This window comes from Thermomicrobium sp. (assembly GCF_053493975.1).
On sequence record NZ_JBRBZA010000043.1, the window covers coordinates 1 to 26,363 of the forward strand.

Sequence of the window (26,363 nt, forward strand, 5' to 3'; positions counted from 1 at the left end):
AGCGGGGGAACACGGGACCAGGCCTAGCTGAGCGACGGATTGCCGAGGGAGAGGGCGCCGCTTGGAATGCTCTCGCCGGGCAGGGAGGAGCCTGTCCACGTGCATCATAGCGGGCCGGAGCTGATGAGCTGTAAGAAGCGAGAAGGCGAGATCGAACACCGTGATCTGGTAGAGTTATTCTCTACTGAGTAGTCGCAATACGAGTATGTGAAGGATGGAGATCGTCAGACCACGTAGGGTGATTTCCAGCACTGGTATTGGGCAGATTTCACATCTCAACAGGTCCCCGTCGAAGCGAAAACGGACGACGAGTACTTCTTCGTACGTTGGCAGCTGAGGCATCGTAGCGGATCAGGTGATAACGTGGCGTTGTTGTCTTTCGAGAGGCGAACAGCGCTCGGTGCAGACACCGAGCGCTGTTGCACGAGCCGGTCCCGCGAGACGGCGATGATTACACGGCGCTGCGCACTTCGGCAGGAAAACTGGCGTTGGTGTAGACCTCCTGCACGTCGTCCAAGTCCTCGAGCGCTTCGAGCAGCTTGAGGGCGCTCTGCGCCTGACTGCCCTCGAGCTCGACCGTCGTGGTCGGGATGCGTTGGATGTCAGCCTGGCGGATCTGGTAGCCGGCTGCCTCCAACTTCTCCGCCACGTCGGTCAGCTGGTCCGGATCGGTCGTGACGATGACCGAATCGTCCTCCACCTCGAAATCGCGAGCGCCTGCGTCGATAGCAGCGAGCGCGATCTCCTCAGGATCATGACCGTCAGTGGCGACGACGATCTGCCCAACGGTTTCGAACTGCCAGGCTACCGAACCGGTCTCGCCGAGCGAACCGCCGTACTTTGAGAAAATGTGTCGAACCACCGAGGCTGTCCGGTTGCGGTTGTCCGTCAAGGCGATGGCCATGATGGCGACGCCACCTGGCCCGTACCCTTCGTAAACGATCGTCTCGTATTCAGCTGCCCCGCTAGCCGCACCGCTCGCCTTGGCGATCGCGTTCTCGATCGTATCCTTTGGCATACCCTCGCGCCGTGCGCGCTCGATCGCCATGCGCAGCCGCACGTTCGTTTCCGGGTTCGGACCGCCTTCACGCACTGCCACATGGATCTCGCGCGCTAGCTTGCTGAAGATCTGCCCCTTGCGGAAGTCCGCGGCCTGCTTCTGTCGTTTGATCTGGGCCCACTTAGAGTGGCCAGCCATGGATCTCACCTTCCCCCGTCAACGTCTTTGACCATTGTGGATGACGACGGCAGTTCGATCCGCTGTGCCCCGCGATGCCGGTCATGGTTTGCTCATCGTTTGGGAAAGGAACGGGGCACCAGAGCGAATGCCCGCGGGCCAGTCACATTACCGTGTTACCGTGCGAGACCGACCGCGAAGCGTCGACTTTTCCCAATAAGTGTGCCAAGGAGCAGCCGAATCGGGCAAGGTGACAGGTCACCGGATGCTGTCGAGTCGACGAACGACGACTGCCCGGCCGCGCAGGCGCGTGCGGCTGAGGGCAGCGATGACCCGGTCGGCCACGCGATTAGGCACGTCGACGAGCGTGTACCGGTCGGCGATCTCGATCTGCCCGATTTCCTTACCAGGTATGCCGGCCTCGTTGGCGATGGCACCGACGATATCGCTCGGGCGAATACCGTCGCGTCGTCCGAGTTCGAGGCGCAGCCGAACCATACCGGGCTCCGCTCGCTCGAACTCCGTCAGGTCGCCGGCGCGTTCCGGGCTGACGTTCCGAGCTTCCAGGAGAAGCAGAACAGCGGCTGCCGCGATATCGACCGCATCGTGATCCGGGAGCAGCTGATCGACGATCCTGCGCCCGAGTTCGAGATCGCGCTGCTCGATCACTTCCGAGAGCGATGCGCCGAGAAGCTCGCGTTGGCGACGCGCGATCTCCTCGCGGGTCGGGATGCGCTTCGGGATGAGTCGCTGTCCGATCGCTCGTTCGATCGTGCGCAAGAGCCAGCGTTCCCGTGGTTCGATCAACGTGATCGCCGTGCCCGTAGCCCCTGCACGCCCGGTGCGACCGATCCGGTGCACGTAGGATTCGGGATCGCTGGGGATATCGAAGTTGATGACATGACTGACCGCAGGAATGTCCAATCCACGTGCCGCGACGTCGGTGGCGATCAGCAGGTCGACTTGTCCGGTGCGGAAGCGCTGCATAGCACGGTCGCGCATGGCCTGGCTGAGGTCGCCGTGGATCGCCTCGGCAGCGTAGCCGAGCGACTGCAGTTTATGGGCTAGTTCATCGGCACCGCTCTTGGTGCGCACGAAGATGATCGCGGAGGTTGGCGCCTCGAAGTCGAGAATCCGGCTCAGCGCCTCGAGCTTGGCGTGTGCAGCCACCTCGTACACCGCCTGTGCGATGGACGGGACAGTCACCCGTTCGGGATGGATGGCGATGGTCACCGGTGCTCGCAGATAGCGCTGAGTCAGCTGGCGGATCCGGGGCGGGATCGTGGCTGAGAAGAGGGCGGTTTGCCGCTCGCGCGGTACATGCTCGAGGATCCACTCGACGTCCTCGATGAAGCCCATATCCAGCATTTCATCGGCTTCGTCCAAGATGACGACACGAACCTCATCCAGTCGCAGCGTCTCGCGGCGCAAGTGATCCATGATACGGCCCGGAGTGCCGACGATGATGTCGACCGGGTGCCGGAGGGCACGCAGCTGCCGCTCGATCGGCTGACCACCGTAGAGTGCGAGGACGCGGGCATCGAGATAGCGGCCGAGACGGTGGATCGCTTCAGCCACTTGGATCGCGAGTTCGCGCGTCGGAGTGAGAACGAGCGCTTGCGGGCCATGCCCGTTCGGGACCAATCCCTGCAGAATCGGTAAGGCGAATGCTGCGGTTTTGCCTGTTCCCGTGTGGGCTTGCACGATAGCATCGCGCCCGCTCAAGAGAACGGGGATCGCTTCTGTTTGGACCGGCATCGGTTGCTCGAAACCGACATCGCGGAGGGCAGCGAGTAAGGCCGGAGAAAGCCCGAGTGCGGCGAATCCGCTCGGGTTCATCACTGTCAGGGTCGAGTTGTTCACGAGTACTCCTCTAGAATCGAATCGTTCATCGGTGCGACCGCGGGGTTCGACCGAGGTGCAACATCTGAACTATACCAGCTCGCCGCCGTCCACGTCGCCAGTCCATACCGTGGCGTCCCTGCGCTCGTGGCGCCGAAAGTTCGGATCTTCAGGCATCCGTGGCCCGGTCCGATGGACGCGCGACCCTGCTGGGCGATGGATCGGAATGGTTGCCGAGCGTGGAGAAAATGCTCGTGGAACTTCACGGGATCCGACGGCTCGGGTATGGTGACATGGGAGAGCGATGATGACCCGGGGGGCAGGAGCATGCGGGAGAACCACGCGAAGCGGAAGATGTTGGCTGGCCAGCCGGCCTTCGGCTATACGCTGCAGCTCGGCGCACCGCTCGTCGCAGAGGCACTGGCTAATTGTGGCATCGACTTCATCTTGATCGATACGCAGCATGGTACCTTCGGCTCGGATACGGTCATCGCCACGCTGATGGCGCTTTCCTGCGGGCGCGCGGTGCCCATGGCTCGGGTCGCGCGCAACGATTACACACTCATCGGGCGCTTACTGGACGATGGGGTGCTCGGCATCATCGTGCCGCTCGTCCACACCAGAGAAGATGCGCGAGCGGTCGCCGACGCGTGTCGCTTTCCGCCGCGCGGCATGCGCTCGTGGGGATGGGGACGCGCTCGCGTCTACGGAGCTGATTACCCAGAATGGATCGACGAGGAGCTCTTCGTCGGTGTGCAAATCGAAAGTGCCCAGGCAGTGGAGAATGCCGAGGCGATTCTCTCGGTTCCCGGTATCGACGGTTGCTGGATCGGACCGGGTGATCTTGCTCTGTCTCTCGGCATCGACCCGCGTCGAGCAGCTGGTGACGAACGGCAGGAGCGCGCGATCGAACGCGTGCTGGAAGCCTGTCGCAATACGGGCAAAATCGCAGGTTACGCCGCCTATAGTATCGAGGACGCCTTGTACCGAGCGCAGCAGGGTTTTCGATTCGTGACGGCTGGCAGCGATATCGGCTTCCTCGTGCAAGGAGCGCTGCGTGGCGTCGAACAGCTCGGTCTCACCGCACAGGTCGGGCGAGGATATGGGGAATGAGAAGGGACACGGGCGGAACCGGCCAACATTGCTCAGTGCGTTCCAGGCGAGTCTGAAGGTCCGGCCGGGTCTCGAGTATGTCAATTTGGTGATCTTCCGGCCACTCGGATTCGTCGTGGCCCGTGCCCTGTTGCCAACGCGAGTCAGACCCGAGCAGGTCGTCATCGCTCATACCGGACTCGGACTCCTGGCAGCTGGGTGCCTGGCTCGTGGCTGGGAGCGAGCGGCAGCAGCGCTCCTGCAGGTGGTGACCGTTCTCGACAATGCCGATGGTCAACTGGCTCGCTTGCGACGGCAGGAGAGCGAACTGGGCCGCTATCTCGATACCGAGCTCGATACAGTGGTCAATGCGGCGCTTTTGGCAGCGATCGGATACCGGACACGACGCTGGCGGGCGTCGCTCGCGGCACTGTTGGCCTTGACCGGTCTTCTGAGCTGGGATTTCAATCTCGAGTACCTGTACCGGCGAGCGAGGGGAGAAGTCTTCCGATCGGAAGTGCGCGATCCGGATGGTCGGGCGGTCCGGCTCGCTCGCGCCATCTATCGCTTCGTCTTCGCACCCCAGGATGCGATGATTCGCTGGCTAGAAGAACTCGGCTTGTGGCTATCCGCTGGACACCATGCCCGCGAAGAGTGTGTCGGACGCTCCTGGTGGCATCCGGTAGTCGTCACGGCGGCAGCGAACTTGGGTCGCTCGACGCAATACCTGTGGCTGGGGATCTTTGCGTGGCGCAGGCGTTTGGCTTCCTACCCGACGTTCGTCTTGAGTCAGCTTCTGATCCCTCTCCTCATGACGATCTGGCGCTGGTCCGCTGTCCGGCGTCAGGTGAGCGGTGGGCGTGAGGGGGTTGTCGGACGCAGGAGCGAGAACCGCGCGCGCTTTCCGGTCGCGGGTCATGGATAGCCGGTAGGACGTCGCGCAGACAGTCCGTGCTCCCCCGGGGCTGCCATAGGCGGCTCTGTGATGGAGCGTGCGGGGCCTTGCGATGGGTGGCGCGAAACTGCGTCGGCGCTCGTGCAACCCCAACGAGGGCCGTCATGACCAACCCGACAGGATGGTGCCAGCGCTTGATCGGTTGCGGGCCATGCGGTATCCTCTATCGCGCGCTGTGCCGGTCAGAAGGTGTACTCGAGCGCGATGGGAACAGGATCCGTAGAGCAATGATTTGGTAAGCGAGGCTGCGATGCACTATCATGAAGAACTCGTCCATCTCGAGGATACAGGCCTGGAGTTCACGACGACCTGTGATCTGGAACGTCTGCGGTCGTTGGTTTCCCAGTGGCTGGAAGTCATCGGCGAGGATCCGCACCGGGAGGGATTGGCGCGGACACCGCAGCGCGTCGCGGAGGCATGGGCATTCCTGACCCGGGGCTATCGCCAGAATCTCCACGAGATCGTCAACGGTGCGATCTTTCATGTGGAGCAGGATACTATGGTCGTCGTCAAGGGGATCGAGTTTTACTCGATGTGCGAGCACCATCTCCTCCCGTTCTTCGGTCACGTGCACATCGGGTATCTGCCACGCGGCCGCATTCTCGGTCTGAGTAAGTTCGCCCGGATCGTCGACCTCTATGCGCGACGGTTACAAGTGCAGGAGCGTTTGACGCACCAGATCGCGGAAGCGATTACCGAGCTGCTCGATCCCCAAGGTGTCGCGGTCGTGGCCGATGGCATTCACCTCTGTATGATGATGCGCGGTGTCGAGAAGCAGCACGCGCGGACAACGACCAGCGCCATGCTCGGAATCTTCCGCGAGTCGCCAGCAGCCCGCGAGGAGTTTTACCGTCTCCTCTCCTCGGGTGCCTGAGTCCAACCACGAATCAATGACGCCGTGCCGGATCTTGGGCGAGCCAGGCGGCGAGTTCCTGTTGCATCTGGGCGAAGCCTTCCGCGCTCGGCGGCTGGAAGGTGACTTTGGGCTGGGGCTCGGCGAGGAAGTCACCCTCGATCGCACCTGCGATTCCGCGACCCGCCAGGAACCAACAGCGACCGTAGGCCCGGATTTCCGGTTCGGGGGCTGTCCGACCGAGCCACCGCGCCAGATCGCGCGCAGCTACTTCCGCTTGCTGCTGGGCGAAAACTGCCGCCTTGGGAACGAGGAGCGTGTCCCGAATGCGCACTGCCGCGACATCGCCGATCGCCCAGATTCCCTCGAACCGGGTGCGCAAGCTCCGCAATTCTGCGGGAACCCAGTCGCCGTCAGCGAGGCCAGCTTCCCCGAGGAAAGACGGGGCACGATGGGGCGGGACAACGATGAGGAGATCGAAGAGTTCGCGTCGGCCAGAGGCGAACTGGGCTTCGCGGTGCCGACCGTCCACGGCAACCAGTTGTTCACCAGTGAGCACGGTGATGCCCTGCTGGTTCAAGAGCGCGACGAGTTCCCGCCCGACCTCTGGACCAGCCACCGCGAGCGGTGATTGCTCCGGTGTGATCACCGTGACCTCGACCGAGTTGCCGATCCCGCGCTCCGCTGCGAGGTCGCGCACGAGAAGAGCAGCTTCGTAGGGAGCCGGTGGACACTTGTAGGGAAGCCTCGTCACCACGATCAGGACGCGGCCTCCGGCGAGGCAGCGCAAGCGTTCGCGAAGGTGGAGTGCCGCGGGCAGCGACCAGCAGTGTCCCGCTGACCCATTTTCCAGCGCCGTCACCAGACCCGGTACCGTTTCCGGGACGAGCTCAGCGCCAGTCGCGACGATCAAAGCGTCGTACTCGAGCACTCCCGTGGTCGTCTCGACGCGTCGGTTGACCGGATCGATGCGCGTCACCTCGGCGATCACGAACTCGGCGATGCCGGCGAGGACACGCGATGGTCGAATCGTCACGTCTTCCGGTTCGTGCCAGCCGCGCATGATGGATAGCAGCGTCACCCCGAGCCGTTGCTCGTCCTGGCGGTCGATGACGATCACGCGATCCTCGGCTGCCAAATATTGCCGAACGGCACGAGCGGCAGCGACACCGCCAGGACCAGCGCCGATGATCACCACCGTGTGGCTCATAACCTCTCTCCTCAGCCGGATCGTCTCTCGCTGTCGAGCATTGTACCCAGGAGCTGGAGATCGGGGTACGAGTGTCACTCGATAGCTTGCAGTCGAGGAGTCTCGTGAGTAGAATCGCCGCGACGACAATGTGTGAGCAGATTCGATCAGATTTTGTAGAAAATGGCTGACTCGGTTCGGGTTACCGGCGGGGGCGGATTCGATGACAGAGCGAATTCGGATCGGATCGCGAGGGAGCCCGCTAGCCCTCGCCCAGACCGAGGAGGTCGTCGAGCGGCTTCGTCGCCTCGTTCCGGAGTGTTCGGTGACGGTCGTCCCCATCGTGACGACGGGTGATCGCGATCGGGCAACCTCGCTCACTGTTCTCGGCGGGAGCGGCGTGTTCGCGAAGGAACTGCACGAAGCGCTCCTCGCGGGGACGATCGATCTCGCCGTGCATAGTGCCAAGGATCTCCCGACTCGGCTTCCCCCTGGCCTGGTTCTCGTCGCCGTTTTGGCTCGAGAGGATGCTCGCGACGTGCTGGTTACCTTTCCGCCGCGGAAGCTCGGGGAGCTACCGATGGGCGCGCGGGTGGGAACGAGTTCGCGGCGACGACAAGCATTGCTTCTACGAGCACGGCCCGATCTGGTCGTCGTCGATCTTCGGGGCAATGTGGACACTCGCTTGCGCAAACTGCGTGAGGGGATCGTCGATGCCCTCGTGCTCGGAGCTGCCGGTCTGCGAAGACTCTCGCAGATCGATCTCGTGGCCGAGTATCTGGATCCGGATGAGTTCGTTCCAGCACCGGGGCAGGGAGCTTTAGCGGTCGTCGCGCGTGAAAACGATGGACGACATGAGCTTTTCCGCCAACTCGACGAAGCGGTGGTTCACGAAGCGGTCGCGGTCGAGCGCGCGTTCCTCGCAGCGTTCGGATCCGGCTGCTCTGTGCCGCTCGGTGCCTACGCGACGATCGTAGAGAACCGGTTGCGTTTTCGTATCGCCGTCCTTCTCCCCGATGGTCGATTCGTCCGTGAATGTCTGGATTGGTCGCGCGAGGAAGCGATCGAGCGCGCGCAGGAACTCGGGCTCGTGCTGGCGAGTCTGGGAACGACCCGTGTTTCGCAGCGAACGACCGATCCTCTGCGGGGCCGCCGCGTTCTTTTGGTACGCCCGGCTGGGCAGGAACAGTTTCTCGTCGAGCGGCTGCGTGCTCTCGGGGCTGAGGCAATCGTCCATCCGCTCATCCGCATTCTGCCGCCGAAGGATTGGGGCCCTTTGGACGCTGCACTGGCCGATCTGGCGCGTTTCGATTGGATCGTCTTTACCAGCGCGAACGGGGTACGAGCGACGCTCGATCGACTGCGGTTTCTCGGCGGTGGATGGGAGCTGCTGCGGGAGAGACGACTCGCTGCCATCGGTCCGGCGACTGCTCGTGCGTTGCGCGCGTTCGGATTGGAGCCAGACCTCGTACCGGACGAATTCGTCGCCGAGGCAGTCGCTGCACAGATGATCGCGCGCGGCGTGGCAGGGGCACGCGTCTTGATCGCGCGGGCGGCAGAAGCACGCGAGGTCCTGCCGCGGCGGCTCGAAGAGGCAGGGGCCACGGTCGTCGTCGTTCCGGCCTATCGGACAGAACTGCTTCCACTCGACGAGGCGATACGGGCGGCTCTCGAGGCGGGGACCATCGACTGGATCTTCTTGACTGCGAGTTCGACCGCGCGTGCGCTGGCCGTCGCGCTCGGCGACACCAGACGATTGTCAGATCGTGTCCGTATCGCCGCGATCGGTCCGGTCACGGCTGAGACCGCTCGAGAGCTCGGATTGCACGTTGATGTCGTTGCCGATACCTACACAGCTGAAGGATTGATCGAAGCGGTGGTGCGAGCGGAAAGGAGCACGGGGTGAGCGTCGAGCGAGGGCGGTTTCGTCGGTTTCGCCGGCTGCGGCAGACGGAGGGTCTCCGTCGTCTGGTCCGCGAGACGCGTTTGAGCGTGGAGGACTTCATTTATCCCTTGTTCGTCGTGCATGGTCGGGGCGTCCGGCGTGAGGTGCGGTCGATGCCGGGCGTTTACCAATTGAGTGTCGATCAGCTGGGACGAGAAGTCGAGGAGCTCCTAGAACTCGGTATCGGCGCGGTTTTAGTCTTCGGTATTCCTGCCCAGAAGGATGAACTGGCCAGTGAAGCCTACGCTCCGGATGGTATCGTGCAGCGCGCCGTCAGAGAGCTGAAACGGTGCGCACCCGATCTCGTCGTCATCACCGATGTCTGCAACTGCGAATACACCTCACACGGGCACTGCGGGATCGTTCGTGATGGATGCATCGTCAACGATCCTACACTGGAACTTTTGGCACGCACCGCGGTCTCGCATGCCGAGGCGGGAGCCGACATGGTGGCTCCGTCCGATATGATGGACGGACGAGTTCTGGCTATCCGTGACGCTCTCGATCGGGCTGGCTTCGTCGAAATTCCGATTCTCTCCTATGCGGCTAAATACGCGTCGGCCTTTTATGGACCGTTTCGTGAGGCTGCGGAGTCGGCCCCAGCGTTCGGCGATCGCCGTTCCCACCAGATGGATCCTGGCAACCGGCGGGAGGCCCTGCGCGAAATCGCGACCGACATCGAGGAGGGGGCCGATGCGATCATCGTCAAGCCGGCTCTTGCCTACCTCGATGTGATCGCCGCTGCGCGTGAACGGTTCGAGGTACCGATCGCCGCCTACAACGTGAGCGGTGAGTATGCGATGGTCAAGGCGGCTGCCCGCAACGGTTGGATCGACGAGCAGCGGGTGGTTCTCGAGCTGTTGACGGGGATCCGCCGAGCCGGTGCGCAGATGATCATTACCTATCATGCGAAGGATGTGGCGCGCTGGCTGCGGAGCGGACGGATCGGCACCGCACTCGAGCAGGCTCTCCTCGGCTGAGAAAGGGGTGATGATGGAAAAGTCTCGTTCTCTCTGGGACGCTGCTCGGCACCTCTTCCCGGGCGGGGTGAACAGCCCAGTTCGAGCTTTTCGGGCAGTCGGTGAGGAACCGGTCGTCGCAGTGCGCGGCGAGGGTGCTTACCTCATCGACGCGGACGGAGGGCGCTTCCTCGATTACATCTGCTCGTGGGGTGCTCTGCTCGCTGGGCATGCCCATCCGCATGTCGTCGAGCGTCTTTCGGAAGCCATCCAGCGGGGAACGAGCTTCGGTCTTTTGTCGCCGTACGAGGTCGAGTTGGCGCAGGCAATCGTTGCGTCTGTTCCCGCGATCGAGCTCGTGCGCTTCGTCAATTCGGGAACGGAAGCCACGATGAGCGCAATTCGCCTGGCTCGGGCGGTCACCGGTCGGAGTCTCGTCGTGAAGTTCGCTGGCTGCTATCACGGCCACGTCGACGGCTTGCTGGTCGCTGCCGGTTCAGGCGTCCTGACATTCGGGTTGCCTGGGACGCCAGGCGTGACGGAAGGGACGGCGCGTGACACCCTCGTTCTACCCTACAACGATCAGCAAGCAGTGGAAGACGCGTTCGCCCAGCTCGGTGACCGTATCGCGGCGGTCATCGTAGAGCCGGTTGCCGGGAACATGGGAGTGGTTCCACCGGCTGCTGGCTTTTTGTCTCGCCTGCGCGAGTTGACGCGGCAGGCTGGCGCACTCCTCATTTTCGATGAGGTGATCACCGGTTTTCGATTAGGACTCGGTGGAGCTCAGGAACGGTTCGGTATCAGGCCAGACCTCACCTGTTTGGGAAAGGTCATCGGCGGAGGTCTTCCGGTCGGTGCCTACGGTGGCCGGCGCGACCTGATGGAGCACGTGGCGCCGAGTGGTCCGGTGTATCAAGCAGGGACCTTAGCGGGTAATCCACTTTCCATGGTCGCAGGACTCGCGACACTCGAACTGGCTCGTGAACCAGGGGCCTACGATCGTCTGGAGACTTTGGCTGCGCGGCTCCAGCGAGGACTCGAGGAAGCGATCCAGGAGTCCGGTCTCCCGGCGCACGTCCAGCGCGTCGGCTCGATGCTCACGCTTTTCTTCAGCCAGCAGCCGGTCACTGATGCGCGAACGGCCGAGCGCTGCGATACGGCCCGCTACGCTGCGTTTCACCGGGCCATGCGCGCGCAAGGCATTCTGCTGCCGCCCTCCCAGTTCGAAGCCTGGTTCGTCTCACTCGCTCACCGGGAGGAGGATATCGATCGCACGATCGAGGCGGCGCGGAAGGCCTTGGCTGAGGTGGTGCGGGGGTGACGATGACGCTTTTCGTGGTTGCTGTGACGCATCGAACGGCGCCGGTCACGATCCGCGAGCGATTGAGCTTGCCGATAGAGCAGCAGTACCAGTGGCTCCAGCGCTGGGGAAGCCAGGTGCCTGAACTCGTGCTCCTCGTCACGTGTCACCGTACCGAGGTTTATTGGCTCGACGGTGAAGAAACTGCCCATCGCGGTGTGGAATGGTTAGCTGAACTCGGTGGACTGACGGTCGAAGAACTCCAGCGTTGGGTCTTGCAGCATCGCGGCGTGGAGGCGGTTCGTCATGCGTTCTGGGTCGCTGCTGGCCTCGACTCGCGTGTCGTCGGTGAGCCGCAGATCCTCGGACAGGTACGCCGTGCCCGGGAGCTCGCTCGGGCGGCAGGAACACTCGGTCCGGTTCTCGACCGGCTGTTTTCTTGGAGTCTGGCCACCGGACGAATGGTTCGGGTTCGCGCAGGCTGGTCGACCGGCAAGCGGTCGCTCGCACGCGTGGCGGTGCGCGAGGCAGCGCGGCTCTGCGGTGATCTCCGGGCGGCACGGGTTCTCGTGCTGGGAGCAGGCGAAACTGGTCGAGACGTCATCGCTGCATTGGGCCGTTGCCAGCCGTCAGTGGTGTGGTGGACCAATCGGTCACCAGGGAGACTCGCCCGCGTCCCATCTGGGGAGCCTGTGCGGATCGTCGACTGGAGCGAGTGGCCTCGACTCGTCAGCGAAGTGGATGTGGTTTTCGTCACGACGCATGCGCCCGAACCGGTCGTTCGACTGGAGCACGTCGCTCGCCATGCTGGCCTACCGCGCGTCCTTGTCGATCTCGCCGTGCCACGCAATATCGATCCGGCCATCAGCGACGTGCCTGGGATTCGGGTGGTGACGATCGACGATCTTCCAGCTGATCCTGCTCCTGTCGCAGCATGGCAGAGCGCAGCGGTCGAGCCATACGTCGAACGGGCTGTGCAGCGCTATCTTCGTTGGTCGGCGGCCCACTCGATAGCCGCTGAGATCCGTGCCGCACACGAAACGCTCCAGTCGATGCTGGAGCGCGAACTCGAGAAGGCGTTGCGGTTGGCTCTCCGTGATCCTGCACGGGCTGGCGAGGTGAAACGAGCGGCTGCAGCGAGCATGGCCCGCAAAGCATTGTCTCCCCTTTTCTGCGCGCTCGAGTCAGAACCTCACCGAGTCTCGCTCGCCTTGCGTCTGCTCGCTCAAAACCGCTGACTAGCCCGTCTTTCCTGTTCTCGTGTAGGATAATCGGTGAGTCACGTCGGGGACAGGGGTCTCGCGGCGACCCTCGTCGCTCTGTCGATGATTGCCGGTGAGTGAACTGTTTCTCGTGGTCGTGGCGAGGAGACTCGATGCTCGTTCGTACGTACCGAACGCACCAGCCGCAAGTGACCCGCTCGCGGGAGCGGGTCGGTGAGGCGCTGGTTTCTCGAGGTCTCTTACGTCCAGAAGACCTGGAACGAGCGCTCGAGTACCAGCGTCGAACGGGTGATCGGATCGGCCGCATTCTGATCGCACTCGGTTTGGTCAAGCGACAGCAGCTCTACCGGGTGCTGGCTGAGCTCTGGGGATATCCATACGTCGATCTTTTGCGCGAGCCGCTGGATGCTCGGCTCGCGCGACTTTTCGACCCCGAGGAACTCGTGCAACGACGGTGTTTCCCCGTGCGGCGCGTCGGAAACGAGGTATTCGTCGCCACGGCTGAGCCGCCCGGTGCCGAGCTCGAGGAGTACATCCGTTCCGTTCTGGGGCCGATAACGGTGCGACCGCTCGTGACGAGCGAGTGGGATATCGACTACGCCGTTCGAACCATCTTTCGTGACCTCGTGCTGGATCGGGCAGCCTTGGGCCTGTACTACCGGAGTCCGGACGAGAGTGCGCGGAAGGTACTCGTCCGGTGGCAAAAGATCGCGCTCGCGCTCCTGCTGATGCTGGTCTTGGCCGGTTTCTTGATCGTGCCGACACTCACGGCGGTCACCGTTTCAGCACTCGTCAATGGCGTACTCTTCGTTTTCGTGCTCTTTCATTTCGTGGTGGCCATGGCCGGAGCGAAGCACGAGCACGTGCAGGCGATCTCCCCGGAAGAGGTACAGGCACTACGCGACGACGAGCTTCCAATGTACACCGTGCTCGTGCCAGTCTATCGCGAGGCCAACGTCGTGCCGCATCTCATCGAGAATCTGCGCCGTCTTGACTATCCGGCGAGCAAACTCGAAATCTTGCTCTTGATCGAAGAGGACGACGAGGAGACACTCGCTGCGGCCAAGGCAGCACGGCCACCGGAAACGGTCACGTTCATCGTCGTCCCCAATGGACTACCGAAGACGAAGCCGAAAGCGTGCAATGTCGGCTTGCTCTTCTCTCGCGGTGAGTTTCTCACGATCTACGACGCTGAAGATCGCCCGGAACCGGATCAGCTCAAGAAGGCGATCGTGGCCTTCCGCAAAGGTTCTCCGGAACTGGTCTGCGTTCAGGCGGCGCTGAACTATTACAACGCGACCGAGAATCTGCTCACCCGCATGTTCACGCTCGAGTACTCGTATTGGTTCGACTATGTTCTGACGGGGCTGGATCGCTTGCGTTTGCCGATTCCGCTCGGTGGGACGAGCAACCATTTTCGGGTCGATCGCCTGCGGGAACTCGGTGGGTGGGATCCGTTCAACGTGACCGAGGACGCCGACCTGGGTATCCGTGCAGCGGCCCGCGGTTACCGAGTCGGGGTGATCAACTCCACCACCTGGGAGGAAGCGAACAACCACGTCGGCAATTGGATCCGCCAGCGTTCGCGCTGGATCAAAGGCTACCTGCAGACGGTTCTGGTGCACACCCGGCATCCGCTGCGCCTCGTCCGCACAGTTGGCATCCGGAATACGTTCGGCTTCGTGTTGTTGATCGGTGGGGCGCCCTTTGCCTTTCTCGCGCTCATTCCGCTTTGGTCGTTGACGCTCGTGTGGATCGTGACGCGTACCCACGCGTTCGATGTCTTGTTTCCGCCGGTCGTGCTGTACATCAGCCTGTTCAATCTCCTTATCGGGAACGGTGTGATGATCTATCTCGGCATGCTCGCCGGATTCAAGCGGCGTCGCTACCAGCTCATTCCGTTCGCGCTGCTCAACCCGTTCTATTGGATCCTGCACTCGATCGCATCCTACAAGGCGGTTTGGCAATTGATCACCAAGCCCTTCTACTGGGAGAAGACGCGTCATGGCCTCAGCCGTTATCTCGAACCCGGTTCCGCAGCCGGCGTCGCCGCCGAGTGACGAGCTCCGCCTCGTCGAGTTGAGTTGGCGCGCTCATCTCGTGCGCGTCCTCCTTTTCGGTCTTCCTTTCCTGGCGCTGGCGCTGGTGACGTATCGGTATGGGTTTTTGACGAATGCGCACGCGCATGTCACTGCCAAGGCCTTGCTGGCCGCTGACCGTTTGCGCTTGGAGGTCATCGGTTTCCTGTATCCGCCGCTCCCGTTCCTGCTGGTGCTCGCGTTCCCGCGGCCGTGGATTCCGAGCGTGCTGGCGAGTCTCGCGGCAGGGGCGACTGCCTGGCTCGTCTGGTACGACTTGGGACGCGTTGGGTTGGCTCGCCTTTGGCGGATGCTCCTGCTGGCGGTCGTCGTCGTCATTCCTTCAAATGTCTTTCTGGCTACGCAGGCGTATCCGGACATGTTGACGCTGCACTTGATCCTCGTGGCCTGGCACTACTACATCAATTTCGTGCGCTATGGACACACCTTCAGCGGTTTCGTCGCAGGCCTGATACTCGGACTCGCCTTTTACGCGAACTTCTATGCGCTCGTCTATGCGCTCGCGCTGGCGAGCCTGGTACCGCTCTTTCGCCGGTCGGAAGCAAGCACGGGACAGCGCGGGGAAGGGGCTACTCTGAGCCAAATGCTAGTGACGGCTTTCCCCGCTCTCTGGGCCGTGGCGAGCTGGACCTACATCAACTGGGTTTTCACCGGCAACCCGATAATGTATCTGACGGACCCGGCTGCTGCGGTGATCGATCCAGAGCGATGGGGAGTGCCGCTGGCCGAACGCTGGGAGTGGCTGGCAGGGTTCGGTCGCGAACTCGTCATGCAGCCGCTGCTTCTCGGGGTCTTCGCGGCCAATCTCTGGCGGACGCCCCGACGCCTCGTACCGCTCGTCGTTCTCGCGTTCGTGCCCAGTCTGTTGCGGTTTCTCGGGTTCGCTTATCCGTTGCCGCTGGTCCTGGCAACCTATACCGTCCTTGCGCTGATCGCATTGCCGGAGCGTTTACCGCGCTGGGTGGGACCGGTCGTCGTCGTGCTGGCGCTCGGACAAGTCGCGACTACGACAGCGTTGCTGAGGCATGCAGGCGAAGTTCGGCAGTGGCAGCAGGTTCTCGTCACTGGTATCCCGCGAGCGAGCGATGAGGAAGAACGGGTGCTCGGCCAGCGATTGCGAGCGGCTCCACGGTATGCGATTCTCGCCGATGATCGGAGTGCGTATCGCATCATCGCGCGTGCGGAGACAGCGCGACCGTTCCTGCTGCCAGCCGATGCGTCGTTCGGGGCGGCGCTCGCCGAGCCAGACCGCTTGGTCGGGTATATCCTCGTGACGCAGGAGCCGCTCGGCCGCGATCTGGTCAGCGAGCGGTTCGCAGACGATCCGCCGGACGGCTTCGTGGTCGATGGACAGCTGGGACCATGGATACTCTACCGGCGGATCGATCAACCGACTCTCCTGCAGTGAAGCGAGCACTGGTCGCGACGCGTTCAGCTCCGTGCTCATCGCTCCTGACGGTTGTTCTCGATCGGTGACCGAGGCGTCATGCCTGCCCAGCGACGCTTCCCTCAGCGAGCCGGCAAGAGCAGCAAGTGGTCGCGCGCGACGCGGCCGATCGCGTCGTCGCTCCAGACGAGGGGTACCGTGTCGCCGCGGAGCCAATAGGCGAGCAGATCGTCGTAGTGGGACGAGAACGGATGGCCCGATTGTCCGCCAGGCAGGGAGATGCGAGCGCGATCCCAGGAACCGACTTCCACGACGAATCGAAGCGAGGCGATGAACTGGACCGGACCGAGGGGATCGTGAGCGGAAACTCCTCCCGGATTCACGGTGTTTTCGTCACCGCCGATCGGGAATGGGCCCCGATCGAAGAGCCAGCGGAGTCCTCGGATCGTTCCCAGCGGGTGCCGGAGATGGAGCGGGCGTACCTTCCCCCACGCCCAGTCGGCGACCTCGTCGCCAGCGACACGCTCCAATTCCTCGATTGCCTCCTCGAGGACCTCAGCGACCATCTCTAGCCATGATCCGTTCGGGGGTGCGGGTGAACTGCCGGTCAAAGCTCGAACCAAGTGGGCGATGCGTCGGACACCCCAGCTGGTTCCATCGACGAGATCGTGGAATCCAGCGCCGATGACCCAGCGCCAGCTGCGAGGGGCATAGGCTCTGGCCAACTCCTGGGCGAGGCGATGGATGGCGAGTTCGAACACGGTGGCGGCGGGATTTGCGGCATCGACGGTCCCGTTCCACTCCCGCAGGAGCTCGAGCGCTCGCTCAAGGCGTGAGGTCGTCGGTTCGATAGCGAGCACGATATCCCGCAGCTCGCGCCAGGGAAGCGCAATCGTATCGAGTTGGAGGGAGAGCATATCTTCGATCGCCCAGTCGGTGCGGCTCCCCAGCATCTCGGTGATCCGTGCGATCCGGTAGGGATCGAGATAGTCAGCGCCGAGGAATGGCGCGTCGCCGGGAACCGCCGGTCGGTCGTTAGCAGTAGCCAAGAACCCCTCTGGCGGATCGATGCGGCAGGGCATCCGATCGGGGGACACGTAGCCGATCCATGGCTCGGGATTCTCCCAGCCTAGGAGAGGGAACAGCCCAGTGGAGCAACGACGCTGCGGAACAGTGCCCGCGAGTAGCCAGCCGATCTGGCCCGAACAGTCAGCGTAGACGACATTCAGGGGGAGATGCGGCCAGTCCGCGAAAAAAGCGCGACAGTCATCGAACGAGCGGGCGCGGTGCATCGACAGGAGGCCGCGAACCGGCAACGGATCGAGCCAGACGGCACGCAGGGATACCGCCCAGGGTACCCCGCGCAGGACAGGGCTGACGATCGGACCGCGGCGACTTTCCAACACGAGGTCGGTCACCATGCCGTGCTCGCGAACCGCGATCGACTCCTGGTGAACGAGGCAGGGAACGAAATCGTCTCGTTCGCGGACGGAGCGTCCGTCGGCTCCGACCATTTCGAGAGCGAGATCGGTGTTGTCGCTCAATCCGGCTGTCACGCCCCATGCGGCGTAGCCATTATGACCAGCGAGGAAAGCAGGTGTCCCGATGAGGGTCGCACCGGCGATCGACCATTCCGGAGTAGAAAGGTGCGCGAAGTACCAAAACGACGGCAGCAGGGGTGACCAGTGCGGATCGTTGGCGAGCAGTGGACGCCCGCTCCGCGTGCGCGATCCAGCGACCACCCAATTGTTGGAAGCAGCCGTGCCGACGAAGCTTCGTAATCGATCGAGTTCAGCCGAAACGAGCTCGAGCCACTCGCTGCGAAGTTCTGCAGGAAATGCCGGTAGGTCAACGAGTTCGGGAAGCGAAGGATCGAGTGCGCGCAGGGCATCTGGGCCATCGTCGAGCAGCACGCGCAGGCGAACGAGTTCGGACGTCCAGTTCGAGGCGAGGACGAAGGAGAGAAACTTGACGAAGGCGAGGACATCAGCCGCGTCCCACGGTCGCGGTTCCGTGCGCAGGAACAGGAATTCGATCGGGCGTGCTCGTAGACCGTAGTCGAGCCCAGTGCGCATGCCAGCGAGGAAGGCTTCGACCTGGTCGCGAACGTCGCCGGCAATCGTGGCAAGCTGGCGCAGTGACGCACGGCGAAACCCGACGCGACGAGCGAGACGATCGAAGGGCAGACCAGCGGGACCGATCACAGCAGCCAGTTCTCCACGCACGAGACGTCGGATGAACTCGAGTTGGAACGTTCTGTCTTGTGCCTGGCAGAATCCGAGTGCGAACCACGCATCGTGACTAGTCGAGGCTCGCACGTGCGGGATACCCCAGCGATCTCGTATGATCGTGAGTGGACCTTCGAGTCCCGGCAGTTCCAGCTGCCCGCGCGTGATAGGCGACAAATGGCTCAGGATCGGTCGGAGGAGAAGTCTGGCCAGGACGTGACGAGAAGCGACACTGCGCAGAGCCGTCATGACGTTTGCTCCTCCCGCACCTGATCGGCCGGAACAGTCGAAGTCTCTCGGGGGTGGACCGGCTCGCCGAGTGCGACGAGGCTGAGTCCAGCGACGAGACTCGCGACCCCGATGAGTTGTTGGCTCGTGAGTTCCTCCCCAATCACGAGAACAGCGAGCAACGTCGCGGTGAGCGGTTCGGCGAGCGATACTGTCGCGACAGTGGCGGAACTGGTACCGGTGACGCCGCGGGCGAAGAGTCGATAGGACACAGCGGTGGCGACGATACCCAGGTACAGTGCGGCGAGCAATCCACCCGGAGCGAGCAGCCAACCCACCGGCCGCCAGAAGAGAAGCGGAATGAGGAGAACAGCCGCAGCGACGAACGAGCAGGCGATGACCTGCTGTGCGGCCAGACCAGTGCGGACGGCGCGGCGGGTCGCGAAGACGAAGAAGGCGTAGGATGCTCCCGCGGCGAGACTCGCCAGCGATCCTATCGGCGTAAGCTGCAGCGTCCTTCCCGCATGAAGCAGCAGACCGAGCCCGAGCAGCGCGAGAGCGGTCGCGAAGAGCCAGCGCATCGATGGCGGTTGCCGATCGGAAAGCATTTCCAGTGCCGCAGCGAGGAGAGGAGCGCTCCCGAGAGCGATCAGCGTTCCGATCGCGACCCCATTGGTCCGAACGCCGAGGAAAAAGGCCGGCTGATAAGCGGCGACCGCCAGACTGGCGACTGCCAAGGGACGCCAAGCGGCGAACAACCGGACGCGCGGAAACCGGCTCGTCACGAGGAGGAGCGGGCCGCCGAGCGCGAGGCGCAGCGCACCGAGAACGAGCGGATCGGTTTCCGGCGGTGCGAGCGCCAGCGTGGTCCCGGTCGTGCCCCACAGGACGGCGGCGGCCAAAACCCAAAGAGGGGCCCCGACGAAGGCCCCTCCGCTGAAGCCACGGCGCTCTGAAGCGGCCTTGTCGTCAAAGCCCGATCTAGTCGCTACCGGCCGCATCGACGCCGGTCGGTTGGGGCTGTTCGAGATAGACGCCGACGCGGAGCATTTCCTTGAGCTGGAGCCAAGCGGCGCGGGCTTCTTCGACACTACCCTCTTCTTCGATCGTCGAGATATCACCCGGATCGCGGTCCAGGATCACCGCTTTGAGGACCCGCCGCATGATCTTACCGCTCCGCGTCTTGGGAAGTGCACGGACGAAATTGAGTTCGCCGATCACTGCGACCGGACCGAGTTCGCGACGGACCGTTTCGATGAGTTCGCGCTCGAGTTCAGGGGTCGGCTGATACCCCTGCTTGAGGGTGATGAAAGCGCTGATCACTTCACCGCGCAAAGGATCGGGGCGACCCGTCACCCCGGCCTCAGCGACAGCGGGGTGACGCAGAAAGGCACTCTCCACCTCGATGGTGCCGATCCGGTGATCGGCGATCTTGATGATCTCGTCGGCTCGCCCGGCGAACCAGACATACCCGTCCTCATCGACCGATGCGGCGTCTCCCGTGAAGTAGACGCCTGGGATGCGCTGCCAGTAGTCGCGGGCATAGCGCTCGGGCTCGCCCCAGAGGCCGGCCGTCAAACCCGGGAAAGGACGGCGGATAACGACGACGCCTCGCTCACCGGGTTGGCAGGGTGTCCCGTCCTCAGGACGAACCACCGCGACATCCATGCCGGGAAGTGGCAGACTGGCGGATCCTGGCTTGATGGGAAGCAGAGCGATGCCATAGGGATTCCCGACCACCGGCCCACCAGTTTCCGTCTGCCACCAGTGGTCGATCACCGGAATACGATTGTGGAACACATCCTTTTGGAGCCATTCCCAGGCCGGCGGATTGAGGACCTCTCCAGCGCAGACGATGCGTTCGACCGAACCGAGGTCATAGCGACGGGCTGGCTCGGTTCCGTACTTCATGAGCAGACGAACCGCTGTGGGTGAGGTGAAGATGCCGGTCACGCCGTTCTCTTCGATGATCCGGTAGGGGGTTTCCGGGGAGGGGTGATCGAGAGCTCCCTCGAAAGCGATCGTCGTCGCACCGAGCAAGAGCGGCGCGTAGACGATGTAGCTGTGACCGACGATCCAGCCGATATCGGAGGTCGCCCACCAAACGTCACCAGCGCGCAGTCCATGGCACCAGCGTCCCGTGCTGGTGATACCGACTTGATATGGTCCATGGGTGTGGATGGCCAGTTTGGGCTTGGCGGTCGTCCCGGAGGTCGCCAGAATGAACGCGGGTTCGTTGGACTCCATCACCTCGTAACCATCGTCTTGTCCGTGCCCGCGCTCCACGAAGTCGTCCCACCAGAGATCGCGCTCAGGCATCATCGGTGGCTCGCCGGATCCCCGGTGGAGGACGACGACGTGCTCGACACTGGGGATGCCGCTCGCCAATGCCTGATCGACGATCTCCTTGAGCCGCACTTCGCGCCCGCGCCTCCAGGTGACGTCAGCGGTGAACACTGCCCGGGCACCTGCCATGGAGAGACGATCGGCTAACGCTCCAGCACCGAAACCAGCGAAGACGACGATATGGATAGCCCCGATCCGGGTGGCGGCCAGCATGAGCGCGATCGCCTCCGGACAAGTGGGCATGTAAATACCGATGCGGTCGCCGCGCTGAATACCGAGGCCACGCAGTGCTGCAGCCAAGCGGCGGACGAGTCGCCACAACTGGGCATAGGTGAAGGTGCGCCGCTCGCCCCACTCGGTCTCGGCGATGAGGGCGGCTCGTCCACCCTGACCGGCCAACACGTGCCGATCCAAGGCGGCATAGCTCAGGTTCGTCAGCCCGCCGACGAACCAGCGGAAACTCGGCGGCTCCCACACGAAGGGTTCGTCCCACGTGCGGAACCAGAAAGCCTGCTCGGCTGCGCGTGCCCAGAAACTGACGGGATCTTCCAGTCCCTCTTTGCGCCACCGTGCCACGATCGGATTCACGACCTCCATAGCGGCACCTCCTCGAGCGGGGGCTTTCCGATCACCTACTGGTAAGGCCAGTATAATGCGTCCCGACGAAACCTGTCGAGACGGTGAGGTGCGCGGGTGGACGACGTCGTTCTGGGAAGTGTCGTGGAATTCTTGCGCCGTGTCCCGCCCTTCCAGTTCCTGAGCGAGGAGCGGCTTCGCCAATTGGCGAAGCGGGTGGAAGTCCATTATTTCCCCCGCGGGACGACGATCATCCGCCGTGGGGGAACTCCTCCGGAATATCTGTGGATCGTCGTGCGCGGCGGCGTGAAGAAAGCGCTGCGTTCTGCGACCGGTGAGGAAATCGTCTTCGAGGTCGCGTCGGAGGGGGACCTCGTCGGGGTTCTCTCTTCCGTCGACGGGACACATGGGCAGCTGGACGACGTGGCTATCGAGGACACCGTCTGTTATGCCATTCCCCGCTCCACGATCGAGGAGCTGATCGCGACCGAGCCAGCAGTCGCTCGGTTCTTTGTCGGTGCGCTGCGTGAGTGGGTGCAGGCAAGCCTGCGAGCGTTACAGCACCAAGAGCCAGCCGGAGACAGTGCTTTCATCCTCTCAGCCCCCTGCCGCGTGGCAGCCCGCCGGCCACTCCTCACTTGTCCACCCGACATCACGGTGCGGGAGGCAGCGCAGCGGATGAGTGCCGAACGGGTGAACTCCATCGTGGTCGTGGATGGACAGGGTAGCGGGCTGGGGATCCTCACCGATTGGGATCTCCGGGAACGCGTGGTCGCCGCAGGGCGATCGTTGGACACTCCGGTCCGTGAGGTGATGAGTTCGCCCCTGGTGACGATCGATGCGGATCGTCTGCTGTTGGAAGCCGTGCGACTCCTGATCGCTCGTCGGATCAACCATCTCGTCGTGACCGAAGAAGGCAAACCGTTCGGGATGCTGACCGCCTTCGATCTCCTCGTCCAACAAGGTACGAGCGCACTGTTCCTGGCGAGGGCGATCGAACGGGAAACGCGCACAGAACGCTTGGCGTTGGTCCTCGAGCAAGCCCAACGCCAGCTGATACCGTTTCTCTTGTCGCGCGGCATCCGTGCCTCGGAGATCGCGCAGCTGGTAAGCGAGATCAACGATCGGGTCGTTGCGCGCGTACTCGGACTGCTCGAGCAAGAGCTCGGGCCACCGCCTGTCCCGTACTGTTGGCTGGTTTACGGTAGTGAGGGGCGGCGCGAGCAGACGATTCGGACCGACCAGGATAACGGCATCCTCTACGCTGACCCTCCTGCGGGGGGAGAGGAGACGGTGCGCCGGTATTTCGAGCGTCTCGGCCAGTGGGCGGTCGAGCGACTGGTCGCGCTCGGCTTTCCACCGTGTCCGGGCCGCTTTTCAGCGGACAATCCCGAGTGGGTTCAACCCTTGAGTGCTTGGATGCGCAAGTTCCAGCGTTGGATGGCCATACCGGAGCCACAGTCGGTGCTGAACTCGCTCATCGTCTTCGATTTCCGCGGCGTGCACGGTGAGATGGGGCTGGCGGTGCGCTTGCGTGAGTTCGTGCGGCAAGAACTCGCCCATAGTCCGCGATTTCTCTTCCACGTCGCTGCCGTCTCGACGTCTCACTCGCCTCCGGTGGGCTTTCTGGGACGCTTCGTCGTCGAGCGGAGCGGCGAGCACAAGAACCAGCTCGACCTCAAACTGGGTGGTACGGGAGCGATCGTCAACCTGGTCCGTCTCTTCGCGCTCGAGCATGGCGTGGAGGAGACGAATACGCTCGCGCGGTTGATCGCGCTGCGTGAACTCCGTGCGATCGATCAGCAACTCGCTGAGGATCTCGCGCAGGCTTTCGAGTTTCTCCTCGGTCTCCGCTTGCGCGTGCAGCTCGAGCAGCTGCAGTGCGGGGAGAAGCCTTCCAACTATGTCGATCCACGCCAGCTTTCCTCGCTCGATCGGACGCTTCTCAAGGAGGCGTTCCGCGTGGTCGGGCGAGCGCTAGCGGTGGTGCGCGAGCGTTTCCATCTCGAACAGGCCGGCGAATGAGCGGGCAGGGGAACTGGTTCACGCGCCTGACGGGTACCTTGGTGGGGCGGGCTCGTCGGGAGCGCCGCGACGCGACGCTTTTCGATCTCGCGTACACCGTTCTCGATGCCGAAATGACCGGGCTCGATCCCGAGCGGGACGAGTTGCTGGCCCTCGGTGCTTTGCGCATGGTCGGTGCACGGCTTCTTCTCGGTGCATCGTTCTATCAGCTGATTCGACCGCAACGGCAGGGCTGGGGACAGAGCGTGACTGTGCACGGTATCCGGCCAGTCGATGTGGTAGGGGCTCCGCCACTGGAGCAGGTCCTGCCTGACTTTCTGCGCTTTTGCGCGAGCAGCATCCTCGTGGGACACGGCGTCGAGATCGATCGGAAGTTCTTGCAACGAGCGGCGGCGCGCTGTGGGCTTTCCTGGCCAAAGACCTATTGGATCGACACCGGTCGCGTGGCACGCTGGCTCATCTCCCATCATGGAGCGCTGCCGGAGGCAGCGGCCGACCGCGGACGGTTCAGTTTGGAGGACTTGCTGGCAGCATACGAGATCGAGCCACCAGCTCGCCATCATGCGTTGGCCGATGCATTCGTGACTGCCTTGATTTGGCAGCGGCAGTTGACGGAGCTAGCGGCCGAAGGCGTGCGGACCCTGCGCGATCTTCGCTTGGCAGGGTTGGCTACCTCGGCATAGCCACCACGAAGAGGATGATACGTACCGCAAGCAAGACGAGGACCCAGAGGAGCGACTGCGCGATCGTCGAGAGCCGTGGGAACAGCTGTGACGAAATTCGAAGCAAAGGATCCGTAGCCAAATGGAAGAGTCGACCGATGACGGTCGATTTCCCGCGAGTGAGCTGGTCCAGGAGAATGCGACCGATCAGGAGCCACATGGCGATGGCGAGAAGCCAGTTCGCAACCTCGAAGACTGGGCGGATCAAGCTTTCACCTCGCTGTCCGTGACTATCGGAGACGGAAAGCCGGGGCCCAGGCGCGCTGCCCGAGCCCCGGCTCGACCGGTAATTTCCTCAATCCTGGCCAGCGGGAGCGATACCAGGGGCGGTGCCCGGAGCGGCACCGGGGGCCGGCAGTCGCATCTCGCCGACCGGGATGCGCAGCTGGTCGACCATATCCTGAATGTACTTCGGAGACGGTGCGGTGGCGAGACTCACGACGATCGTGAGCAAGAAGTTGGCTGCCATGCCGAAGATACCGGCCGACAAGTGCGAAAGACCGAGTAGGTTGAAGCGTGGATCGACATAGTTCCAGAACATGTAGACCAAGCAGGCGAGGAGCCCACCGATCATCCCGGCGATGGCGCCATTGGCATTGGCGCGCTTCCAGAAGATGCCGAGCAGGATCACTGGGAAGAAGGTCGATGCTGCCAACGAGAAGGCCCAAGCCACCAGCTGCACGATCAAGGCGAACTGCGGAATGGCGAGTAGGGCAGCGATGACGGCCGAGATCAGGATCATCAGTCGGCTGAGGAGGAAGCGGCGGCCGTACGGTGCATTGGGGTTGATGATCTTCGCATAGATGTCGTGGGCAACAGCAGTCGAGATGACCAGAAGCAACCCGTCGGCGGTTGAGAGCGCAGCGGCCAGACCACCGGCGGCCACCAGCGCGGCGATCGTGAAGGGCAGCCCGGCGATTTCGGGTGTCGCTAAGACCACGATGTCACCGTTTATGGTGAGTTCGCTGAACTGGAGGATGCCGTCGTTATTCGCGTCACTGATCCTCAGAAGCCCGGTCTTGATCCAGTTCGCCGTCCACTCAGGCAGCGCGTTGATCGGTTGTCCGACGACGTTCTGTAGGACCTCCCAACGCGAGAAGGCCGCGTAGGCCGGAGCGGTCACGTAGAGCAACCAGATGAAGAACAGCGACCAGCCTACGCTGATGCGCGCTTCCTTCGGACTGGGTACCGTGTAGTACCGGATCAGAATGTGCGGTAAGCCGACCGTACCGGCCATCAAGCAAAGCGTCAGAGCGAGGAACTGCCAGGGAGTGCCTACCCAGTCCTTGACGGTGATCGGTTCGGGCGGCGTGATGCCGATCTGCTTGAAGGCGGAGATAGCAGCGGAGTTGGAGAGCGCTTGCTTGAACGGTTGGACATAGGCGGGCAGGTTCATCGCCTGCTCGAGCTGGCCGATCTCGCTCAGCGCCTTGCCATACATGAGCTGTGGGAAGGGAATGCCAGTCAGCTTCGCAGACAAGAAGGTCACAGGAATCAAGTATGCGACGATCAGAATGATGTACTGGGCCACCTGGGTCCAAGTGATCGACTTCATGCCACCGAGGAACGAACAGACGAGGACTCCGGCCAAGCCGACGAACACGCCGACCCGGTAGTCCAGTCCGAAGAAGCGGCTCATGATGATGCCCACGCCGGTCACCTGTGCCGTGACGTACGCGAGCGAGACGATGATGGCGCAGATGGCGGCGACGAAACGGGCCAAGCGAGCCCGCTCACCGTAGCGGGTGGCGACGAAGTCGGGAATCGTGTACTGGCCGAACTTGCGGATATAGGGGGCGAAGAGCAAGGCGAGGAGGACGTACCCACCCGTCCAGCCCATGATGTAGGCGAGCGCGTCATACCCCAGAAGCCAGAGGGTGCCAGCCATCGAGATGAAGGAGGCAGCACTCATCCAGTCGGCGCCGGTCGCCATACCGTTGAAAATGGCTGGTACACGACGACCGGCGACATAGTACTCCTCCAGGCGTCGCGTGAAATTGAGGATGCCGATGAAGGCGTAGAGGAGGAGCGTCAGGAAAATGAACGCGTATCCGATGAAGCGGGGCGGGAGACCAGCCCGCTCGAAGAGGTACAAGACCAAGGTGAACACGATCAGGAACACGAAGAACGCACCATAGTACTTGGCCAGTCGTCGCCGGAACTCGCTGAGCTGCGCACGCGTGAGAGGCGTGTATCCTGCTTCCTGGCTCATGGCTC

Annotated in this window: 19 protein-coding genes; 11 read left to right on the forward strand and 8 right to left on the reverse strand. The window is 63.1% G+C overall.

Annotated features, from left to right (window positions below):
• Positions 1–451: 451 nt before the first annotated feature.
• Positions 452–1,198, reverse strand: coding sequence for a YebC/PmpR family DNA-binding transcriptional regulator (locus ACWIVK_RS07545; protein ID WP_448576035.1), 747 nt, complete (start codon positions 1,196–1,198; stop codon positions 452–454).
• Positions 1,199–1,435: 237 nt separating this feature from the next.
• Positions 1,436–3,016, reverse strand: a complete 1,581-nt coding sequence (locus ACWIVK_RS07550) for a DEAD/DEAH box helicase (protein ID WP_448576095.1) — start codon at positions 3,014–3,016, stop codon at positions 1,436–1,438.
• A gap of 330 nt (positions 3,017–3,346) precedes the next feature.
• Between ACWIVK_RS07550 and ACWIVK_RS07555 the strand changes: the two genes are divergently transcribed.
• The 3 genes from ACWIVK_RS07555 (at position 3,347) to folE (ending at position 5,940) form a co-directional block, all read left to right on the forward strand.
• Positions 3,347–4,132: an HpcH/HpaI aldolase family protein gene (locus tag ACWIVK_RS07555; protein WP_448576036.1), complete on the forward strand. Its 786-nt coding sequence runs from the start codon at positions 3,347–3,349 to the stop codon at positions 4,130–4,132.
• Positions 4,077–5,036 (forward strand): CDP-alcohol phosphatidyltransferase family protein, encoded by a 960-nt coding sequence (locus ACWIVK_RS07560; RefSeq protein ID WP_448576037.1) that lies wholly within the window; start codon positions 4,077–4,079, stop codon positions 5,034–5,036. The genes ACWIVK_RS07555 and ACWIVK_RS07560 overlap by 56 nt, the downstream gene beginning before the upstream one ends.
• Before the next feature lie 280 nt (positions 5,037–5,316).
• Positions 5,317–5,940 carry a GTP cyclohydrolase I FolE gene (folE, locus tag ACWIVK_RS07565; protein ID WP_448576038.1) on the forward strand — a complete coding sequence of 208 codons (624 nt, stop codon included), beginning with the start codon at positions 5,317–5,319 and terminating at the stop codon, positions 5,938–5,940.
• Between the two features lie 13 nt (positions 5,941–5,953).
• Here the strand turns inward: folE and ACWIVK_RS07570 are convergent, their stop codons facing one another.
• The gene (locus tag ACWIVK_RS07570; protein ID WP_448576039.1) at positions 5,954–7,129 is read right to left on the reverse strand and encodes an NAD(P)/FAD-dependent oxidoreductase; all 1,176 of its coding nucleotides are present in this window, start codon (positions 7,127–7,129) and stop codon (positions 5,954–5,956) included.
• A gap of 202 nt (positions 7,130–7,331) precedes the next feature.
• Between ACWIVK_RS07570 and hemC the strand changes: the two genes are divergently transcribed.
• The 6 genes from hemC (at position 7,332) to ACWIVK_RS07600 (ending at position 16,042) form a co-directional block, all read left to right on the forward strand.
• Complete coding sequence (hemC, locus tag ACWIVK_RS07575) at positions 7,332–9,014, forward strand: hydroxymethylbilane synthase (RefSeq protein ID WP_448576040.1); 1,683 nt, start codon at positions 7,332–7,334, stop codon at positions 9,012–9,014.
• Positions 9,011–10,033 (forward strand): porphobilinogen synthase, encoded by a 1,023-nt coding sequence (hemB, locus tag ACWIVK_RS07580; protein ID WP_448576041.1) that lies wholly within the window; start codon positions 9,011–9,013, stop codon positions 10,031–10,033. The genes hemC and hemB overlap by 4 nt, the downstream gene beginning before the upstream one ends.
• A 13-nt stretch (positions 10,034–10,046) precedes the next feature.
• The gene (hemL, locus tag ACWIVK_RS07585; protein WP_448576042.1) at positions 10,047–11,333 is read left to right on the forward strand and encodes a glutamate-1-semialdehyde 2,1-aminomutase; all 1,287 of its coding nucleotides are present in this window, start codon (positions 10,047–10,049) and stop codon (positions 11,331–11,333) included.
• 2 nt (positions 11,334–11,335) lie between these two features.
• Positions 11,336–12,550, forward strand: coding sequence for a glutamyl-tRNA reductase (gene hemA, locus ACWIVK_RS07590; protein ID WP_448576096.1), 1,215 nt, complete (start codon positions 11,336–11,338; stop codon positions 12,548–12,550).
• Between the two features lie 137 nt (positions 12,551–12,687).
• A complete protein-coding gene (locus ACWIVK_RS07595; RefSeq protein ID WP_448576043.1) occupies positions 12,688–14,595 on the forward strand; it encodes a glycosyltransferase family 2 protein in 1,908 nt (635 codons plus the stop codon).
• Positions 14,540–16,042, forward strand: a complete 1,503-nt coding sequence (locus ACWIVK_RS07600) for a hypothetical protein (protein WP_448576044.1) — start codon at positions 14,540–14,542, stop codon at positions 16,040–16,042. Before ACWIVK_RS07595 ends, ACWIVK_RS07600 begins: the two co-directional genes overlap by 56 nt.
• Before the next feature lie 101 nt (positions 16,043–16,143).
• Here the strand turns inward: ACWIVK_RS07600 and ACWIVK_RS07605 are convergent, their stop codons facing one another.
• The 3 genes from ACWIVK_RS07605 to ACWIVK_RS07615 are packed head-to-tail and all read right to left on the reverse strand — an operon-like array spanning position 16,144 to position 21,420.
• A complete protein-coding gene (locus ACWIVK_RS07605) occupies positions 16,144–18,498 on the reverse strand; it encodes a penicillin acylase family protein (protein ID WP_448576045.1) in 2,355 nt (784 codons plus the stop codon).
• On the reverse strand, positions 18,495–19,478 hold the full coding sequence (locus tag ACWIVK_RS07610; protein ID WP_448576046.1) for a DMT family transporter: 984 nt from the start codon (positions 19,476–19,478) through the stop codon (positions 18,495–18,497). The genes ACWIVK_RS07605 and ACWIVK_RS07610 overlap by 4 nt, the downstream gene beginning before the upstream one ends.
• Entirely contained in the window at positions 19,459–21,420 is a 1,962-nt protein-coding gene (locus tag ACWIVK_RS07615) for an acetate--CoA ligase (protein ID WP_448576047.1), read from the reverse strand. Before ACWIVK_RS07615 ends, ACWIVK_RS07610 begins: the two co-directional genes overlap by 20 nt.
• 96 nt (positions 21,421–21,516) lie before the next feature.
• Here ACWIVK_RS07615 and ACWIVK_RS07620 point away from each other — a divergent pair, with 96 nt between their 5' ends.
• Positions 21,517–23,424 carry a putative nucleotidyltransferase substrate binding domain-containing protein gene (locus tag ACWIVK_RS07620; RefSeq protein WP_448576048.1) on the forward strand — a complete coding sequence of 636 codons (1,908 nt, stop codon included), beginning with the start codon at positions 21,517–21,519 and terminating at the stop codon, positions 23,422–23,424.
• Positions 23,421–24,107 carry a 3'-5' exonuclease gene (locus tag ACWIVK_RS07625; protein WP_448576049.1) on the forward strand — a complete coding sequence of 229 codons (687 nt, stop codon included), beginning with the start codon at positions 23,421–23,423 and terminating at the stop codon, positions 24,105–24,107. The genes ACWIVK_RS07620 and ACWIVK_RS07625 overlap by 4 nt, the downstream gene beginning before the upstream one ends.
• Here the strand turns inward: ACWIVK_RS07625 and ACWIVK_RS07630 are convergent.
• Positions 24,094–24,354 (reverse strand): hypothetical protein, encoded by a 261-nt coding sequence (locus ACWIVK_RS07630; protein ID WP_448576050.1) that lies wholly within the window; start codon positions 24,352–24,354, stop codon positions 24,094–24,096. The two genes, ACWIVK_RS07625 and ACWIVK_RS07630, sit on opposite strands and share 14 nt — an antisense overlap.
• A gap of 87 nt (positions 24,355–24,441) precedes the next feature.
• Positions 24,442–26,358 carry a sodium:solute symporter family protein gene (locus tag ACWIVK_RS07635; protein WP_448576051.1) on the reverse strand — a complete coding sequence of 639 codons (1,917 nt, stop codon included), beginning with the start codon at positions 26,356–26,358 and terminating at the stop codon, positions 24,442–24,444.
• Positions 26,359–26,363: the final 5 nt, after the last annotated feature.